At 44.0% G+C, this 16,775-nt stretch carries 18 protein-coding genes; 7 read left to right on the forward strand and 11 right to left on the reverse strand.

Features of this window, described 5'->3' with window-relative positions; all coding sequences use genetic code 11:
• The first annotated feature begins 27 nt into the window (after positions 1 to 27).
• On the forward strand, positions 28 to 711 hold the full coding sequence (locus B3O12_RS14210) for a tetratricopeptide repeat protein (protein WP_286756764.1): 684 nt from the start codon (positions 28 to 30) through the stop codon (positions 709 to 711).
• Between the two features lie 105 nt (positions 712 to 816).
• Positions 817 to 1,404, forward strand: a complete 588-nt coding sequence (locus B3O12_RS14215; RefSeq protein WP_286756765.1) for a hypothetical protein — start codon at positions 817 to 819, stop codon at positions 1,402 to 1,404.
• A 106-nt stretch (positions 1,405 to 1,510) separates the two neighbouring features.
• On the opposite strand, the gene B3O12_RS14220 is transcribed toward B3O12_RS14215, so the two are convergent.
• The 5 genes from B3O12_RS14220 to B3O12_RS14240 form a co-directional block, all read right to left on the reverse strand.
• Positions 1,511 to 4,150, reverse strand: a complete 2,640-nt coding sequence (locus B3O12_RS14220) for an ABC transporter permease (RefSeq protein ID WP_286756766.1) — start codon at positions 4,148 to 4,150, stop codon at positions 1,511 to 1,513.
• Positions 4,137 to 4,475, reverse strand: a complete 339-nt coding sequence (locus B3O12_RS14225; protein ID WP_286756767.1) for a PadR family transcriptional regulator — start codon at positions 4,473 to 4,475, stop codon at positions 4,137 to 4,139. Before B3O12_RS14225 ends, B3O12_RS14220 begins: the two co-directional genes overlap by 14 nt.
• A gap of 1 nt (position 4,476) precedes the next feature.
• Positions 4,477 to 5,691 (reverse strand): hypothetical protein, encoded by a 1,215-nt coding sequence (locus tag B3O12_RS14230; RefSeq protein ID WP_286756768.1) that lies wholly within the window; start codon positions 5,689 to 5,691, stop codon positions 4,477 to 4,479.
• A gap of 134 nt (positions 5,692 to 5,825) precedes the next feature.
• A complete protein-coding gene (locus tag B3O12_RS14235) occupies positions 5,826 to 6,761 on the reverse strand; it encodes a 2-hydroxyacid dehydrogenase (protein ID WP_286756769.1) in 936 nt (311 codons plus the stop codon).
• Positions 6,743 to 7,339 (reverse strand): DNA-3-methyladenine glycosylase, encoded by a 597-nt coding sequence (locus B3O12_RS14240; protein ID WP_286756770.1) that lies wholly within the window; start codon positions 7,337 to 7,339, stop codon positions 6,743 to 6,745. Before B3O12_RS14240 ends, B3O12_RS14235 begins: the two co-directional genes overlap by 19 nt.
• A gap of 68 nt (positions 7,340 to 7,407) precedes the next feature.
• On the opposite strand from B3O12_RS14240, the gene B3O12_RS14245 reads away from it, so the two are divergent.
• Positions 7,408 to 7,941 (forward strand): DUF2911 domain-containing protein, encoded by a 534-nt coding sequence (locus B3O12_RS14245; RefSeq protein ID WP_189631375.1) that lies wholly within the window; start codon positions 7,408 to 7,410, stop codon positions 7,939 to 7,941.
• An 83-nt stretch (positions 7,942 to 8,024) separates the two neighbouring features.
• Entirely contained in the window at positions 8,025 to 8,870 is an 846-nt protein-coding gene (locus tag B3O12_RS14250) for a DUF2911 domain-containing protein (protein ID WP_286756771.1), read from the forward strand.
• A 108-nt stretch (positions 8,871 to 8,978) separates the two neighbouring features.
• Here B3O12_RS14250 and B3O12_RS14255 read toward each other — a convergent pair whose 3' ends face one another.
• The 5 genes from B3O12_RS14255 to B3O12_RS14275 form a co-directional block, all read right to left on the reverse strand.
• Positions 8,979 to 9,122 (reverse strand): 30S ribosomal protein THX, encoded by a 144-nt coding sequence (locus B3O12_RS14255; RefSeq protein WP_189631377.1) that lies wholly within the window; start codon positions 9,120 to 9,122, stop codon positions 8,979 to 8,981.
• Between the two features lie 68 nt (positions 9,123 to 9,190).
• On the reverse strand, positions 9,191 to 10,921 hold the full coding sequence (locus tag B3O12_RS14260; RefSeq protein WP_189631378.1) for a DEAD/DEAH box helicase: 1,731 nt from the start codon (positions 10,919 to 10,921) through the stop codon (positions 9,191 to 9,193).
• Between the two features lie 109 nt (positions 10,922 to 11,030).
• The gene (locus tag B3O12_RS14265; RefSeq protein WP_286748263.1) at positions 11,031 to 12,119 is read right to left on the reverse strand and encodes a WD40/YVTN/BNR-like repeat-containing protein; all 1,089 of its coding nucleotides are present in this window, start codon (positions 12,117 to 12,119) and stop codon (positions 11,031 to 11,033) included.
• A gap of 21 nt (positions 12,120 to 12,140) precedes the next feature.
• Positions 12,141 to 12,413 carry a MoaD/ThiS family protein gene (locus B3O12_RS14270; RefSeq protein ID WP_189631380.1) on the reverse strand — a complete coding sequence of 91 codons (273 nt, stop codon included), beginning with the start codon at positions 12,411 to 12,413 and terminating at the stop codon, positions 12,141 to 12,143.
• Between the two features lie 34 nt (positions 12,414 to 12,447).
• A complete protein-coding gene (locus tag B3O12_RS14275) occupies positions 12,448 to 12,813 on the reverse strand; it encodes a cupin domain-containing protein (protein ID WP_189631381.1) in 366 nt (121 codons plus the stop codon).
• A 180-nt stretch (positions 12,814 to 12,993) separates the two neighbouring features.
• Between B3O12_RS14275 and B3O12_RS14280 the strand changes: the two genes are divergently transcribed.
• The 3 genes from B3O12_RS14280 to B3O12_RS14290 all read left to right on the forward strand — a co-directional run bounded on the left by B3O12_RS14280 (position 12,994) and on the right by B3O12_RS14290 (position 15,473).
• Complete coding sequence (locus B3O12_RS14280; RefSeq protein ID WP_229838736.1) at positions 12,994 to 13,809, forward strand: glycerol acyltransferase; 816 nt, start codon at positions 12,994 to 12,996, stop codon at positions 13,807 to 13,809.
• 9 nt (positions 13,810 to 13,818) lie between these two features.
• On the forward strand, positions 13,819 to 14,787 hold the full coding sequence (locus B3O12_RS14285) for a GNAT family N-acetyltransferase (RefSeq protein WP_189631383.1): 969 nt from the start codon (positions 13,819 to 13,821) through the stop codon (positions 14,785 to 14,787).
• Positions 14,788 to 14,861: 74 nt separating this feature from the next.
• Positions 14,862 to 15,473, forward strand: a complete 612-nt coding sequence (locus B3O12_RS14290; protein ID WP_286756772.1) for a DinB family protein — start codon at positions 14,862 to 14,864, stop codon at positions 15,471 to 15,473.
• Positions 15,474 to 15,501: 28 nt separating this feature from the next.
• Here B3O12_RS14290 and lpxB read toward each other — a convergent pair whose 3' ends face one another.
• Positions 15,502 to 16,635 carry a lipid-A-disaccharide synthase gene (gene lpxB / locus B3O12_RS14295; RefSeq protein WP_286756773.1) on the reverse strand — a complete coding sequence of 378 codons (1,134 nt, stop codon included), beginning with the start codon at positions 16,633 to 16,635 and terminating at the stop codon, positions 15,502 to 15,504.
• Positions 16,636 to 16,775 lie beyond the last annotated feature (140 nt).

Genomic DNA, 16,775 nt, shown 5'->3' on the forward strand with positions numbered 1-16,775 from the left:
GTGTTTATATTTGCAAAAAGCCCCAAAATGATCGAATCGATAGTTGAGAAAGGAATTGAAGCCTGCCGATCAAATGATTTCAAAAAAGCCATTGAATTGTTCAATCAGGCCTTAAACCAGAACCCTAATCATGTCGCTGCACTATACAATCGTGCTCGCGCACTTTCTAAAAACGAACAATTGACTGAGGCCCTCTCCGACTTTAAACGACTCGTTGAACTGCATCCGGAAAATGCCACCTTCATTAGTGATTTTGCAGTAGCTCTGCACCTCAACAACCGAAACGATGAGGCTCTGACTCAATTCGATTTGGCTCTGAAACTAGAACCACAAAACCCTTATCGCTGGTCTTCCAGAGCTTTTTTCAAAGATCGTATTGGGCAAAGTAAGGAAGCCTTAGCCGATTATGAAAAGGCTTTGGAGCTTGACCCTGACGATGCCATAACCTTAAACAACAAAGGGCTTATTGAAGAAAAATTAGGTTATATAGAAAGGTCTAAAAAGAGTTTTAACAGGTCAAACGAATTGGTGGGTTATTCGCCTGGCACCGGTAAGCCTATGGAAAGGCCCTCTGCACCAACTCCTTCTGCAGAAAAACCCAAACAAGAACCCTTAACACGATGGAAGGTGATAAAGTCAGTTTTTACTAAAGAGGGTTTTAGAGACTTTAGCAATTTCACCAAGACCAAGGTGCTTAAAAGAAAAGGTTAAACCACTCGCACTACTCACCGTATGCAAAGTGTGTAAGCTATTGGCTACCTTTAGATATGCGTAGCAATGAATAGCTACAACCAACACTTAACCAACACAAACCAAATGAAGAAAATTTTACTAGCCAGCTTCTTTGCCTTAATGTCGGGCAGCCTTGCGGCACAGCAAATGAGCAAAGAAGATCAGATTAAATCGGCTGTTTTAGCTGCCCCGGCAGCCGTAAGAGATGGAGCCCATGTTTATGGCTTTAACGAAAAAGGCGAAATGATAACCCTAAGAAAAGGAACCAACAATTTCATTGTTCGGGCAGACGACCCCAATAGTCCCGGCTTTGAGGTGGTGAGTTACCCTGTAGATGTGGAGCCTTTTATGGCCCGAGGCAGAGCCTTGCGGGCCGAAGGCAAAAACCGTGGAGAAATTTTACAGATCCGAGAAGATGAAATGAAAAACGGAAGCCTTCAGAAGCCAAACTACGGATCTACCTTGGCCATTTACTATGGAGAGAATGCGCGCTACAATCCGGAAACGAATAGCCTTGAAGGCGGTCAGTTTCGGTACGTTATATATACCCCATTGGCCACAGCTGAATCGACCGGACTGCCCATTAGCCCCAACGGTAAAGGGCATCCGTGGGTAATGTTTCCCGGGCTTTACAGAGCGCATATTATGATCACTCCTCCTGGCGAAAACTAGAAAACCACTAAGAGTTATTTAAAGAGACTGCTATGAAGCGAACTGCACCATACCCTTAATGGCAGAGCAGAGTCAAGAGTCATAACAGTCTCTTTTCCATTATCGGCTATTCGCTGCGTAGTGCCTTTACCGGATTGCTCATGGCGGTTTTCACGGACTGAAAACCAACCGTCAGCCATGCAATTACTGCTACAAAAAGAGCCGGCAACAGCCAAATAAGAGGATTGTTAAGGTTCATTTGATAGGCAAAATCCGCCAACCAGCCTTTCATTACTAAATAAGCCGTAGGAATGGCTATTACAGCCCCAATAAACACCAGAAAAGTAAAATTACGGATCACCATAAGCGTCAGGCTTTTTACTGAAGCTCCCAAAACCTTCCGTACGGCAATTTCCTTGAACCTACGCTGAAGAGTAAATGCTGCCAAGGCAAACAAACCCAGACAAGCGATGGCTATGGCCAGCCCCGAAGAAGCTGTAAACAATTGTCCAAACCTTTCTTCTTCTTCATACAGTGCATTAAAAGAGTCGTCTAAAAAGACATATTCAAAGGGCTCATCGGCAATGGTTTCTTTCCAAATATCTTCTACTGAACTCACCGTTTCCTGGAAGTTACCCGAAACCTTTAGGGCAAGGTAGTTGCCTGCATACCAGCCTCCTTCGGCATGCCCATCGTCTGTCATCAGTCTAAGCACAAAGGGACTGATTCCACGCTTGAGACTGTTGAAATTAAAATCCTTCATCACACCAATTATAGTGTAGTCTTCGCCATTACCTCGGGAAAGCTTTTTTCCAATGGGGTCTTCCCATCCCAGCCACCGGGCAGCCGCCTCATTGATGAGTATATTAGAGGTATCTGACACTAATTGTCGGTTAAAATTGCGGCCTTTGAGCAGCTCTATGTTCATGGTTTCCAGAAAACCGGCCGTAGCAAACATATTAATGAAACTGTAGCTTCTCGGATTATCTTCCAGGGTCTGATAGCCCCAATCGGAAATCCATTCGGAGGGATATTGACTGGAAAGGCTTACGGATTGTACCGTTGGCACCTGCTCCAAACGCTGAGTCATTACCTGAGCCTTCTCTCCAAGCCTGGATACATTCTTAACCACAAGTACTTGTTCGGCATCAAACCCCAGGTCTTGTTTTTTGAGAAACTGCAACTGTGAAAACACAACCACCGTGCTCACCATTAGGAATATGGAGATGGCAAACTGAAATGCCACCAGACCTTTTCGAAGCAAAACACCACCCTTACCACGGGCCTGTGCCTCACCTTTAAGGGCCTTAATGGGTTGAAAAGAAGACAAAACCAGGGCCGGGTAAGAACCGGCCATGAGTCCAACCACAATCATAAGGGCAAACAGTTTAGCCAGCGTGGCTACCTCGAAAAGTTGAGCATGTTCAAAGTCTCTATTGGCCAGTTGGTTGAAACCATCAAGCCCCAGAGAAGCAATGAGTAAAGCCAAAACCGATGAAAGGAGGCAAACCAAAACGGATTCGGTCATAAACTGACCTACGAGCTGTCCGCGCAATGAGCCCAATACCTTGCGCATGCCCACTTCTTTGCTTCTCATGGCCGACCGTGCCGTACTCAAATTCATAAAATTAATGCAGGCAATAAGCAGTATAAACAAGGCCACCGCTGAAAATATATACACATTGTCTATGCTGCCACTAGACCCGAGAGCCAAATGAGGATAATGCAAGTGCAAATCCTTCATGGGAATAAAAGTAAATGACTTCTTTCCCCCTGCAGCCAAAAAATCATCATAGGTTGCATGACCTGAGTACTTGATTAGCGCAGGTCCCACATGCTCTCTGACAAAATCGGGAATTTTGGCATGCACTTGTTCTGGAGTAGCTTGCTCGGTTAGCTTGGCATAGGTAAAAAAGGCATTACCCGTCCAGTTACCCACGGTTACCCAAAAATCATGTGGGTAGCTCAATATGTAATTGTAATAGAAGTGGGTATTCTTTGGCGGATCGGCCACCACTCCCGTAACCATTGTTGCTTCACCATCAATATAAATTATCTGACCCAAAGCTTGTCCGTAGTCAAAAAACTTGTTGGCTAACGACTGAGTAAGCACTATCGTGTTCGGTTTGTTCAAGGCACCTTCAGCACGGCCTTCAACAAACTCCACGGTGAATATTTTATGGAAAGTGGAGTCGGCACTAAAACCTCTCTCCTCCCTGAAAATTTTGTCACCAACCTTAAATGTTTGGCTAAAAGGCCCATTGATACGGGCCACTTCTTCAACCTCCGGAAAATCGGCCTTCATTTGTGCGCCCAGCCTGGCGGGTGTCCAATTGCCCGATTGGCCATTGGCCACTCTATACACTCGGTCTATGTCTTTATGATACTTGTCGTAGCTGAGTTCGTGGCTTATGTAGAGTACAATGAGCAAACAAGCGGCAAGACCAAGAGCCAGTCCGCTGATGTTAATGAAGCTGTAAAACTTTTGCTTAAGCAAGCTTCTGATCGATATTTTGAGATAGTTTTTGAACATAGCAATGTTGTTTAATGAGTTAAAATCTTCCAGACCTTTGATGTAACGAAAGCGAAAAAACCTGAACACGTCCCACGAAAACTTTCGCCTGGCTGCTTTTAGACCTTCGGTGGCAGCCCGCTTATAAAAAAGCTCATAGGCGTCTCCTTCTATAATTTCCAACGCTCTTGGCTTACAATAAAACCGCAGCAGTCGTAAAGCCCACTGAGGTGGTTCCTGTTTAAATGCCGACATACTTTAGACCTAGATTTGGTATTTGATCATGCAGACGATTTCGCTGCTCACGGATGGCATCAAGGGTCTGCTGACCCGCTACCGTAATTCTGAAAAAGCGCTTTCTCCTTCCTCCTCTTTCTGCTGTTGCACCTCCAACTTCAGATTTGAGAAAGCCCTTCGACTCCAGCCTATCCAGAGCCGAATGTACCGCAGAGATATTGATCTTTCGGCCTGTTTGGTTTTCAATTTCTTCCATCACACTGACACCATAGGCATTTTCATGAAGTATGGCCACTATAAGCAGCACCACTTCTTCAAACTCACCAATATTTGTTCTGGTCATATTAAAAGTTGTTTTCAACCCATTGATCTTTTGGGGCAATGAGCATTAAGTCATGGTTAAATATTTCGTTTATTTCAGATTGCTTTGCTGTCCAGATACCCGATGCTATTTTTCTTCTGATCGGCCTCAAGTCTATAAGCGCCCACTGGTCTGGCAAACCAACAGTCATAAAGAGTTGAACAGGTGCGTAGCTTTTCGATTTAAATTGGTCTTTACCTTGCCAATAACGCCTCATAAACCTGATATGCATTGATTTTGAACCTAATTCACTGGCCAGACTATCTACCCAGTGACCAACATCTTTATAACCGATTGGACTTTTCACTTTTGTAGTATGGTAGCTGCCCATTTTTATAAGCACTTTCGGATATTGGTCTCCTTGCCGGGCTTCTTCCAACTTCCTTTCAAGGTTTTCTTTCATATAGGCGATTCGTGTGGTATTGTTTTTTCCATACTCGCCATTTTCGTAATGACAATAGATTTGCCAGGACTTTCTAATGGCCGTAATCAACTCCTGTGCCTTGGCATTACTAGAACTGAACAAACTGAAAAAGCCTGCTATTGTGGCGTTTTCTAAAGACTCACAACTTCGATGCTTTTCACTGATTTTGTTCCAGGCCTTTTTAGAGTCCTCCAGAGCATTATTGACAGTTCCTTTATCTGCACCCGTATAGAGACCTGCCAATTGGTCGAAAAGCATAGGAAAGGCAAGTGCAAATTCCTGATCTATTCCCCATACATCGAAATTCAATTTTCTGGCAGTTGTCAGAAAAGTCGCATCTTCCTTTCCTTTGAAAAAGGGGATCGGATATCTGTTATTCTTGCTATTGTACCGTTGGTAGAGTTGCCTAAGATTGCCTGTAGTCTCTTCAGGCACTTCAGACAATTTCATTAAAACTTCTGCGGTAAACGGCCCTACTTCAGCTATCAGCGTATTGTAACGGTGCTTTGCTGCAATCTTCAGCAGCTCATTGAAGAAAAGAGCCGACTGCTGCGAATTGTGAAGCTCACCAAACAAAACAAATTGACTCGATGCTAATTCTTCTTTAATAAGCTCTGCTCCCTCTCCTTCAAAACCATCATTTAAAGTAAAGTAACGGGTATATTCTTTTATATCTGAAGCATCTAAAGCGTGTTTCTGTGCCAGGCAGGTGGTGGAAATAACGAATAAAAAGAGAAAACTACTGACCTTTTGAATTCTGATTGACCATTTCATATTCTGTTGCCGGAGTTATTACTTTCACAATAGTAAATGAAATATATATGTTTCACTATTGCAAATGAAATACATACGGTTGATCATTAACTGTCGAAAATGTGAATTGAAACGTTCAGAAAGCTTCCTGAAAGCTAATAACCGGCCTCCCGATTTACCTTGTGCAGCAAATCTCTCCCTTCTATTAAACGCTTTGTATTTTCCAAAACCAGTTGCATGGCCGACTGTGGAGTGGTTACACTAGCTACGTGCGGTGTAATTCTGATTTTCGGATGTTTCCAAAACGGATGTCCTGAAGGCAAAGGCTCTTCCCTAAATACATCAAGCAGTGCTCCGGAAAGTCTGCCGGAATCGAGAGCGAGCAGCAGATCATTCTCCACCAGATGGTTTCCCCTTGCCACATTGATAAGGAAAGCACCTTCTTTGAGCTGTTCAAAAAGGTCTAAGTTCAAAATATCTACGGTGTGTGGTGTAACCGGCAAAAGATTAATGAGCACATCTAGCGGAGCTAAAAACTGCTTGAGTTCACTACCATTAAAGCACTGAACACCAGGGAGTTGTTTAGGTGTTCTGCTGTAGCCCAAAACTTCAAAACCCAATTGTGCAAGAGTGCTAGCACAATGTCCTCCCAACTCTCCCAAGCCCAAAACTCCTACCTTCAATGAACTGTAAGACAACCTGTTCCAAATTGCTTTCTGTTGGTTTTGCCAGTGTGCTTGCATACTACGTTGATGCATAAGCACCCCCATTATACAATAGTTGGTCATATCGCGGGTTAGAAACGGATCTACTATTCTGGTAACAGGTATGTCGCTGGGTATTTGTTGGTCGTTAACCAGGTGGTCTACACCAGCCCCCAGTGAGCTGACCCACTTTAGGTTAGGTAGTTTTTGCACCACTCCTTCATCTAAAGGTTTCCACACAAACAGACCTGAGACCTGGCTTAAATCGGCCTCAGTGGGCCATAAGTGCACTTGGTTTATATAAGTAGATTGAGAAAGGCCTTCTACCCAAGGCTTAGGATCCCATACCTTAATGGAGAGTAGTACGTCTATTTTCTGCTGATCCATGGATTGTCTTTTATATAAAATCTCCAGGGTTTGAGGGCATCTTCTTCGGCATAATCTACCCCTACTCTGGTACTGGTTACTATTTCATGTTCTTTGAGGCATGGAGCATCTTCGAGCCAAATGCGCTCACTGAGCAACGATAGACCGTAATGCTCCCGGGTGTGTATACCCAAGGCCTGACTGAGCGTGCCGGGACCCGAGCAAAGGCTTTTATCCACCGCTACTTTCTGTCTACGCTTCAGCATAGTTTCTATGCCTTCAACCGGTTGAACAGCCCTTACCAACACCGCATCGGCCTTGTTACGACCGTTGGTAACTATGTTAAACAAATGGTGTATGCCATAACACAGGTATACATAGGCAACACCTCCCCGGGCGTACATAATTTCCGTGCGTTTGGTTCTCACTCCATTGTTGGCGTGGCAGGCCTTGTCATTCCTACCGCTATAGGCTTCTACTTCTGTAATGATCGCAGAAGTATGGTATCCGTTGACGCAGGTATGTACTGTTTTTCCCAGAACTTCTTTTGCCACCTGGACAACATTTTCGCGCAGATAAAAACTTTTTTGAAGCTTCATAGCTGACACAAAGCAACTAAATTCGCTCAAATGAGTTTAACTTGTTGAATTAAAAAAACCGAACAACAATGAAAAAAGGATTTATTGCTTTAGCTACCCTACTTTTTATTTTTAGCGCTAATGTTGTGCTGGCACAACGCGGACCAGCTGCCAGCCCCACTACCACAGTTTCGCAAATGATTGGTAATACGGAAATGACCCTGGTGTATTCCCGACCAAGCCTTGACGGTAGATCGCTGGAAACCCTGGCTCCTAAAGGACAAGTTTGGAGAACTGGAGCTAATGCCAACACCAAAATTAGTTTTAGCAAAGAGGTAACCATTGGCGGACAAAAACTGCCGGCTGGTGAGTATTCTATGTACAGCATTCCGGGCGACAATGAATGGACCATTATCATTAACAAGGCCAAAGTGTGGGGCACTAACTACGATGAGTCGCAAGATGTTATCCGTTTCAAAGCCAAGGCTACTAAAACTGCCAACTCTGTCGAGACCTTTTACATTATGATGCAGGATTTTGACAAGAACAATAAAAACAAAGCCACCATTGAACTGGCCTGGGGCAATACTTCGGTGAAATTTCCGATTGAAGTAACCAACTAATCGAAGTCCCAAAAACAACTCAAAGCTTCTATTCAACGAATGGAAGCTTTTTTTATAAATTCACATACTCAAAACTAAACCTTATGAAAAGAATTATACTTAGTGCAATTGCTTTGATGGTGGCAACACTTGGCTATGCCCAGATTCAAATGCCAGCCGCCAGCCCTACCTTTGAACTGAAAGGAACCGTTGGGCTATCCGAAGTTAAAGTGGTTTACTCACGCCCTAGTGCCAAAGGCCGTAAAGTGGCCGGTGAACTCATACCCTACAACGAAGTATGGAGAACCGGTGCCAATGCATCGACCAAAATATCGTTTAGCGAAGACGTAAAGCTAGAAGGAAACCCGGTTCCTGCTGGTGAGTATGCCTTATATACCATATTTACAGAAGAAGAAGCAACCATTATTCTGAGTAAAAACCTTACCTGGTGGGGCTCATTGGGTTATGACTCAAAAGATGATTTGTTGCGCTTTAAGGTACCTGTAAAACACCCTAGCAGTCATTATGAAACCTTTACCATAAGTTTTTCGGACTTTACCATGAACTCTGCTTATCTGAACATGAAATGGGAACACACCAAGGCCATGTTCAAAATTGAGAGTGATGTAGACGCAAAGGTGATGGCCCAAATTAAAAGTCAGGTTATTGATGGTAGTCCTCAAAATCCGGGAGTTTATTTTCAGGCAGCCGGTTACTACTACGACACCGAACGCGATGCTCAACAAGCCCTTGAGTGGGTCAACAAGGCTATTGAAGGCTCTGGCCAAAAACAATACTGGGTAATTCATCTGAAAGCCAAACTACTCGCCCGACTTGGCAAAAACACTGAGGCAAAAGCAGCGGCTCAGGAGTCCATGAAGTTGGCCGAAGAAGGTGGAAACCCAGATTATGTGAGGTTAAACCAGAAGTTAATTGCCGGTTTGAAATAAGCTCTGAGTGCTTTTTTAAAACAAAAGGGCTAAAACTATAAAGAGGCTGTTTCCTTTGAATCTATACCATTAGATTCGTAGAAAACAGCCTCTTATTTTTTCTACCCGTCAGGCTTTGGTTGCTGACTTCTTGCTCTTTTCAGAGCTCGCTTTGGTGGTAGTTGTATTTGTTTTGGGCTTTCTTGGCCTAGTGTTGCCAAAAGTTCCCATGGCAATTTTGCCTCTTCTGGTTTTTCTATCTCCTTTTCCCATAAACTGTCTGTTTAAATTTGGAGAATGAAATTACAAAAGACAGAAACTCCTGTCAACGGTAAGAGAAATTACCTTCTTCTGCCCTTTCTTGGCGGACGGGCTCTCTCCTTTCTACGGTTTCGTTTCTCAAAACCAAACTCCCTATTTCTGTTCTTCTGTTTTTTAGAATCTCTCGGAGGACCATCAGTATCTTCATTTACCCGTATTGCGCGCCCGTTGACGCTAATCCCTCTGAATTTAGAAGAAATGTCTTTGCCCAAAACCGGATCCAGATAAAAGAAGCTACAGTTCTTCTTCACCTCTACCTCTTTGAATGCCCCCTTATCGTAACCTGATACGTCTACTAAGAAATGTACCAAGTCGGCTTTTGTGGCTCCATCAATGTCTCCCACATTTATAAAGAAACGCTGAGAGCCATCGCGATTAACCACCGCCCCTCCTCTATCTTCTCTTTTGCCTTGAACCTCGTTCAGATCGTCCGGTTCGTCAAAATTGGTACCATTGTCAACCGCCAGGTGATCTAGCTGCAGAGACAATAATCTTTTGAGCAAATCATTCTTGCTCAAGCCCAGAAGGTCTTCATTCAGGTGAGCCATCAGGTCATTCACTTCTTCATCTACCTTAGTTTTTAAGATAAGATTAGCCCAATGGTTAATACGGCTGTATTTGAGGTCGTTTTTATTAGGCACCTCAACCAACTCAAACTTTACTCCGAGCTTGTTTTCCAGTTCCTTTATCTTCCTGCCTTCTCTGGGGTTAATAAAAGCCAGCGAAATTCCTTTTCTACCCGCTCGGCCCGTGCGCCCGCTACGGTGAGTGTAACTCTCTAATTGATCAGGTAAGCTATGGTGAATTACATGCGTAAGGTCGTTTACGTCTATCCCTCTTGCCGCCACATCGGTAGCAATGAGTAACTGCATGGAACGTGCCTTAAAACGTTTCATTACCGCATCGCGCTGCCCTTGCGACAAATCGCCATGCAAGGCTTCAACACCATACCCCATGTTAGAGAAGGCATCGGCAAACTCTTGGGTTTCTCTTTTGGTGCGGCAAAACATTATGCCTCGCATATCGGGCTGAATGTCTAAAAACCTTCTAATAGCCGCCAGTTTGTTGGCCGTTTTGGTAATGGCATACTGATGGGCAATATCCAGGTTGCTCTTCTGGTGTGTATTCACCGCAACTTCGATGGGCGTGTTCATGTATTTGTCTACAATCCGCCTGATTTCTTGTGGCATTGTAGCCGAAAACAACCATATAGACCGGTCGTCTTGAGTATATGAAATAATTCGATCTATATCTTCCTTAAAGCCCATATTGAGCATTTCATCGGCCTCATCGAGCACTACATAACGAACAGCATCTAATGACACTGCCCTACGCTCAATCAAGTCGATCAATCGGCCCGGAGTGGCCACAACAATTTGAACGGGCTTTTTAAGGGCCCTGATTTGTTTAGATATATCTACTCCTCCGTAAACAACTTCTACGTTTAGTTTTCTTTGGTTGGCCACAAAGCTTTGTAACTGCTTGGCCGTTTGCTGACCCAATTCACGGGTAGGTGCCATTACAATGGCCTGTGTACTATCGTCTTCAAGGTCTATCAAATCGATGAGCGGAAGACCAAAAGCGGCTGTTTTTCCCGTTCCGGTTTGTGCAAGACCAATAAAGTCGGTAGGATTATTCGATAATAATTGTGGAATGGCCTGTTCCTGAATAGGTGTTGGTTGTTCAAAACCCAACTGATCCAACACTTCACATAGTTTTGGAGATAGGCCTAATGATTTAAAATTTGACAAAAAGGTATTATTTAAAATGAGGTCGCAAAGGTAGGAGTAATAAATGGGAACTTACTGTAAACCAGAATATTTATTCCATCACTCCCAAACAATCTAAACTACTTGTAAATCAGCAAAATGCCACCGAATGAATCATGGGTAAATTATGACTCAAAACTTCCCAGGACTCCCCGTCATCGGCAGATAAATAGAGGTTGCCTGTGGTGGTACCAAAAGCCAGTGTATTACCGGCCACATCCAGCGCATGCCTGTACACAATGTCATAGGCCGATTCTTGCGGAAGCCCCTTTCTAAAGGCTTTCCATGTGGCTCCACCATCGTCTGTACGGCACACACAGAGTGCCCCATCAATGGCCACTCTTAGCATATCACTCACACCCGGCACTACCCAAGCTCTTTGCGGATTGGTTTCACTTGCCGCAATAGCAAACCCAAAATTAGCCGGACCATTAGCCTCACTAATATCAGCCCAGTTCTTACCTCCATCGGCCGAACGGTAAATTCCGCAGTGGTTTTGCTGCCACATAACCTGCCTGTTGGCCATGCACCACTCCACCAAATGCGGGTCTTGACCTATTTCAGAATTTGGATCGGGCAAGAAATCTGCCTTTAGCCCTTTGTTTCTTGGCTCCCAGCTTTTACCTCCATCGGTGGTTTCGAAGGTACCCGCACAACTTATGGACACATAGAGGTGGTCCGGATTTTCAGGGTTTACCAAAATGGAGTGTATGCCGGGGTAATCTCTTCCCCCACCAAACCATTGATCTTTCCTGCTTGGATGATCCCATAAGGCACGAACCAACTCAAAACTGTCTCCATTATTGGTACTCTTAAAAAGCCCTCCGGGCTCTGTTCCAATATATATTGTTCCGGGTTCGCTCTTTGCACCGGGGCTAAAAGCCCAGAGATAGCGCGTGGTGGCCGGTACACCATCTTTCACTTCTTCACCTTCCGGATATTTGGGTGCTTCCAGCTCTTCCCACACTTTTCCATCGGCCGAGCGGTGCAGTTTACAACCCCAGTGTCCGTGATCTAGCATAGCCCACCAATAACCGGTATGCGCGTCTATGGCTGCTAAACTCACCGGAATACCCAGAAAGTGGGTATCGGTATGTTTCCACTCTTGCGAGCCTTTAGCTCTTTGGTATACCATAAGCCCTTTTCTTGAACCTACGAGAAGAATGTTTTTATCTGCCATGGATCTTTTTAGTTATGAGTTTTAACCACCCGAAAGTGCCTGCATTACATAAAGCTCATCACTGGCTTTAAGTGCATCAGAGAGTTTTTCTCTGTCTTTAATGAGTTGGTTGCCTATAAAAATATTGACATGTTTTCGCAGTCTTCCTCGCTCATCCACAATGTAGTCTTTCAGCCCTTCATACTCACTCTCAATAAGTTCAACGGCTTCTCTTACATTGCTGCAATTCGCTTCAATAGGCCGTAAATCCGGATAAAAGCGTTTAAGATTAGAGGTAAACTTTATTGTTGCCATACACTAACCTAAGTTATTCATTTTCAAACAGATTCTAAATCCATTGTTGATTATTGTCCGTCTTTTCATGAGTTACTTCGCCTGTATGAAGTGTAGCAGCAGGTTCAAACAGCATTACCCAAACTTCCTCATCGTCCCTGGTATAAGGGTTATGCTCCACTCCTTTCGGCACCACTATTATTTCGCCTGGGTGCACCACCTCTGTTTTATCGCGAAACTCCATATACAAAGTACCCTTATGTACGTAAAACAGTTCGTCTTCATGCGCATGGCTATGCCATACAAAAGCCCCCTTCAGCTTGGCCAGTTTTACCAACTGACCATTTAGCTCGGCTACAATTCCGGGCTTCCAATAGTCTGTAATGAGCCGAAATTTCTCTTCAATATTTTTGCTGATCATACTGCATGTTACAAAAATTGAAAATGCCTCCATACAGCGCCCCACAAAAGAATTGGCAGATTTAATAATCTTCCCTGCATTATTTGCACTATTCATGTAGGCACATACAAGTTTTGACTCTGTTTTGAAATGTCATCCAAATGGCCTTATACTTGCGGTTGTTCGATGAGTCACTCAACCATGGATAAGTTCATTGATGTTCGCAAGCTAATTGCCAGTAAAAACCCTTCGCTGGTCAAGTGGCTTCCCGGTTTCATCATTCGTTACATTGAAAAAATCATTCATCAGGATGAGATAAATGCCTTTATGGTTAAGCAGAAAGGTGCCAGTGCCTATGAGTTCTGTAAGGCGACCATGGAAGAGTTTGGCATACAGCTCAACCTCAAAGGAAAGGAGAATGTAATCGCACCTCCACAAAGCTGCATATTTGTGAGCAACCACCCTCTGGGGGGCTTCGATGCCGTGGCTTTTGTATCGTCAGTCAATGACGTTAGACCGGATATTCGGTTTATTGTCAATGACTTTTTGCTGAGTGTAGAAAACCTTAAAGAACGATTTATTGGGGTAAATAAGGTGGGAAAAAATGCCATTCGCTCTTTGCAGGAGGTAGAAAAACAATTTGCTGATTCCAGTGCCACCTTCATTTTTCCGGCCGGACTGGTGAGCCGTAAACAACAAGGTATAATTAGAGATTTGGAGTGGAAGAAAACCTTCGTTTCCAAAGCAAAAAAGTATAAAAAGCCGGTCATTCCGGTGTATATTGAAGGGAGATTGACCAACCGGTTTTATCGACTGGCCAACATCCGTAAGGCACTTGGCATAAAACTAAATATTGAAATGTTCTTTTTAGTAGATGAGCTATTCAAGCAAAAAGGAACAAAAATGGACATCATTATTGGTGAACCCATCGCCCCAGATACATTCGACAACAGTAAGTCGGAAAAAGAGTGGGCCGCATGGACAAAAGAAAGGGTTTATCAATTAAGACAGTCTTAAACGACTCGTATGAAGCAAAGTAAGGTACAGAAAGAAATCATTCCTCCGGTAGAACGCGAGCTCATCGAAGATGAGTTGACCAGGGAAAGGTTCGTGCAGTGCACTCACAAGGGTAACAATGAAATTTACATTGTCAATCATCATAATTCTCCGCACACTATGCGAGAAATTGGCAGGCTCAGAGAGGTTTCTTTCAGAGCTGCCGGTGGCGGAACAGGTCATGAAATTGACATTGATGAGTATGATACCAATGAGCGTTGCTACGAACAGCTGATTGTCTACAACCGAGAAGATCAGGAGATAATCGGAGGTTACCGCTTTATTACCGGACCAAGGGCCCTGAACCCTCAAACCGGAGAGTTTGAGCTCTCTACAGCTCACTACTTTGATTTCTCCAAACAAATGAAAGAAGAGTATCTGCCCGTTTCAATAGAGCTGGGCAGGTCTTGGGTACAACCGGAATATCAGCCTTCTGTAAACCCCAGAAAAGGCGTATTTGCTCTGGCCAACATTTGGGATGGCCTGGGAGCTCTCATTACCAACTATCCGGAAATAAAGTACTTCTTTGGCAAGGTAACCATGTATCGTAACTATAACAGCGAAGCCAGAGATATTCTACTGGCATTCATGGCTCACTATTTCCCCGATCACCAGAAGCTTTGTACACCTAAAACGGAGCTATTTGCCGGATTCGATAACCGTGTTTTCAAAGAATACTTTCAAGAAGATATTCCTTTTAGCGATGGGTTTAAAGTTCTCCATAAGCTTTTGAAAGACCGTGGTGAGTGGATCCCCCCTCTCATTAACATCTACATGAACCTGTCCTCTACCATGATGACTTTTGGCACTGCCTTCAATCCCGATTTTGGAGGCGTTGAAGAAACTGGCCTATTAGTAACCATTGCCGATATTCACGAGGAGGTAAAAGAAAGGCATATTACGGACTACAAGCGCAACGACTGTGTAGATAGTGAGTAGAATTTTGATCGGCCTTTGTCCCATTTTCAGGCGGCCAATCGTGATGGGTATAGAACAAGTTAATTTATACCCTTATGAAAAGATCATTTTTAACCATCAGTGTTGTTTTGTGCTGGGTCTGCATGTCAGTATCGGCCCAACACATTAACAAGGAAGAGCGGCAACTGGCGCTAAAGCATCTAAAGAGTACACAGAGCGCCCTATCTCGGCTAGCCAAAGGGCTATCTGATGCACAGCTCAATTACAAACCCGATAAAAGTGCATGGTCTATTGCCGAATGCATTAAGCACATTGCCCTTACTGAAGATAATATTTGGAATTACTTTGTAGCCACCGCCTGGGCTTCGGAGCCAAAAGCCGACAGGCGTGATGAGGTAGTAATGACCGATGAGCAACTCATAGCGGCCATAGAGTCGAGAGCAAATAAAGTAAAGACCAATGAAGCCTTCGAGCCCTCTCAGCTTAAAGTCGCACCTTTAGAAGCTCTGGAACTATTCCAAAAAAGCCGAAAGAGTCACATCGCAGCTTTTGAAGAAGCAAACAATGCCATGAGACATCAGTATGCCAGCCTGCCCTTTGGAATCATAGACGGTTATCAGGCGGTACTGTTCCTTTCGGCCCATACCCGAAGGCACATCGAGCAGATAAAAGAAGTTATGGCTAGTCCGGGTTTTCCGGCTCAATAAAACCATATCCGGGCCGCTGAATACAAAATCATTCCGCGGCCTGATATTTCAACTCATTGAACATAAGCTGTGCCACACGTTCAGAGGCACCAGTTCCACCTAGTTTGGTCTTAAGAGAGGCATAGTCCGCGAGTATTCTTTGCCTATTGTCCTCATCAAAAAGAAGCTTCAACTCGTTTACCAATCGCTGTTCGTTCAGATCGCCTTCAATAAGTTCCTGAACCGCCATCTTATCCAGAATAAGATTTACCAGGCAAATGTATTTGATACTTACAATGCGCTTGAGCAACTTATATGTTAGCCAACCCGGTTTATAACAAACCACTTGTGGTACACCGAGCAGTGCTGTTTCCAGGGTGGCTGTACCCGAAGTAACTAAGGCTGCCGATGCATGATGGAGAATGTCATAGGTGGCCCCAAAAACCACCTTTAACCTGCCCTCGGTGTACTTTTCGTAAAGGGATAAATCAATGGTTTCAGAGCCGGCCACTACAAATTCATAATCAGGAAAATGGGGAATTACCTTTAACATACGAGGTAGCTTGCCAATAATTTCCTGCTTTCGGCTGCCCGGCAAAAGTGCTACCAGTGGTCTATCGGCCAATTGATGAGCAGATAAAAATTCTTTTCGGCTTAATAGATGTGACTCCTTTTGGGCCAAAGCATCCATAATGGGGTGCCCAACAAAGTCAATGTCGTAGCCATATGATTTATAAAAATCCGGTTCAAAGGGAAGGATAGAGAAAATTCTGTCGGTCCACTGATGAATAGTGTGTACCCTTTTGCGCTTCCAAGCCCAGGCCTGAGGTAAAATGTAATAGAACACTTTGGTATTAAAACCACTTTCTTTTACATACTTGGCAATTCTGAGGTTAAAACCGGAATTATCAATAAGAATGAGTACATCCGGTTGAAAGTTGCGAATATCGGCCTCGCAGAATCTAAAGTTTTGCTTTATGGTGCGAATATTCCAGAGCACTTTGAAAATACCCATAAAGGAAGTTTCTCTAATGTGCTTGGCCAACTCCTGAGCCTCTTTGGCCATACGGTCTCCGCCCCAAACCCTAAAATAAGCGTTCGTATCAAGCTTTTTTAAGGCCTTCATCATGTTGGCCGCATGCATGTCGCCAGAAGCCTCTCCTGCAATGATGTAATACTTCATCGTCCAATTTCGTGGCGGCAAGTTCAGGCTTTGTCGGCAAATATCAAATGGAAAAACCAACTGCCTGTATGCCAGGAACGCCTCATATCATAACTGCTTGATTAATCTGTTCAAAATGGGTAATTAGCCAATAGAAAGTA

The organism is Roseivirga sp. UBA838 (assembly GCF_002296035.1).
GTDB lineage: Bacteria > Bacteroidota > Bacteroidia > Cytophagales > Cyclobacteriaceae > Roseivirga > Roseivirga thermotolerans.

Coding starts and splice junctions, on each gene's coding strand:
- B3O12_RS14210 (WP_286756764.1), top strand. CDS start 28: ATGATCGAATCGATAGTTGAGAAAGGAATTGAAGCCTGCCGATCAAAT.
- B3O12_RS14215 (WP_286756765.1), top strand. CDS start 817: ATGAAGAAAATTTTACTAGCCAGCTTCTTTGCCTTAATGTCGGGCAGC.
- B3O12_RS14220 (WP_286756766.1), bottom strand. CDS start 4,150: ATGTCGGCATTTAAACAGGAACCACCTCAGTGGGCTTTACGACTGCTG.
- B3O12_RS14225 (WP_286756767.1), bottom strand. CDS start 4,475: ATGACCAGAACAAATATTGGTGAGTTTGAAGAAGTGGTGCTGCTTATA.
- B3O12_RS14230 (WP_286756768.1), bottom strand. CDS start 5,691: ATGAAATGGTCAATCAGAATTCAAAAGGTCAGTAGTTTTCTCTTTTTA.
- B3O12_RS14235 (WP_286756769.1), bottom strand. CDS start 6,761: ATGGATCAGCAGAAAATAGACGTACTACTCTCCATTAAGGTATGGGAT.
- B3O12_RS14240 (WP_286756770.1), bottom strand. CDS start 7,339: ATGAAGCTTCAAAAAAGTTTTTATCTGCGCGAAAATGTTGTCCAGGTG.
- B3O12_RS14245 (WP_189631375.1), top strand. CDS start 7,408: ATGAAAAAAGGATTTATTGCTTTAGCTACCCTACTTTTTATTTTTAGC.
- B3O12_RS14250 (WP_286756771.1), top strand. CDS start 8,025: ATGAAAAGAATTATACTTAGTGCAATTGCTTTGATGGTGGCAACACTT.
- B3O12_RS14255 (WP_189631377.1), bottom strand. CDS start 9,122: ATGGGAAAAGGAGATAGAAAAACCAGAAGAGGCAAAATTGCCATGGGA.
- B3O12_RS14265 (WP_286748263.1), bottom strand. CDS start 12,119: ATGGCAGATAAAAACATTCTTCTCGTAGGTTCAAGAAAAGGGCTTATG.
- B3O12_RS14270 (WP_189631380.1), bottom strand. CDS start 12,413: ATGGCAACAATAAAGTTTACCTCTAATCTTAAACGCTTTTATCCGGAT.
- B3O12_RS14275 (WP_189631381.1), bottom strand. CDS start 12,813: ATGATCAGCAAAAATATTGAAGAGAAATTTCGGCTCATTACAGACTAT.
- B3O12_RS14280 (WP_229838736.1), top strand. CDS start 12,994: ATGGATAAGTTCATTGATGTTCGCAAGCTAATTGCCAGTAAAAACCCT.
- B3O12_RS14285 (WP_189631383.1), top strand. CDS start 13,819: ATGAAGCAAAGTAAGGTACAGAAAGAAATCATTCCTCCGGTAGAACGC.
- B3O12_RS14290 (WP_286756772.1), top strand. CDS start 14,862: ATGAAAAGATCATTTTTAACCATCAGTGTTGTTTTGTGCTGGGTCTGC.
- lpxB (WP_286756773.1), bottom strand. CDS start 16,635: ATGAAGTATTACATCATTGCAGGAGAGGCTTCTGGCGACATGCATGCG.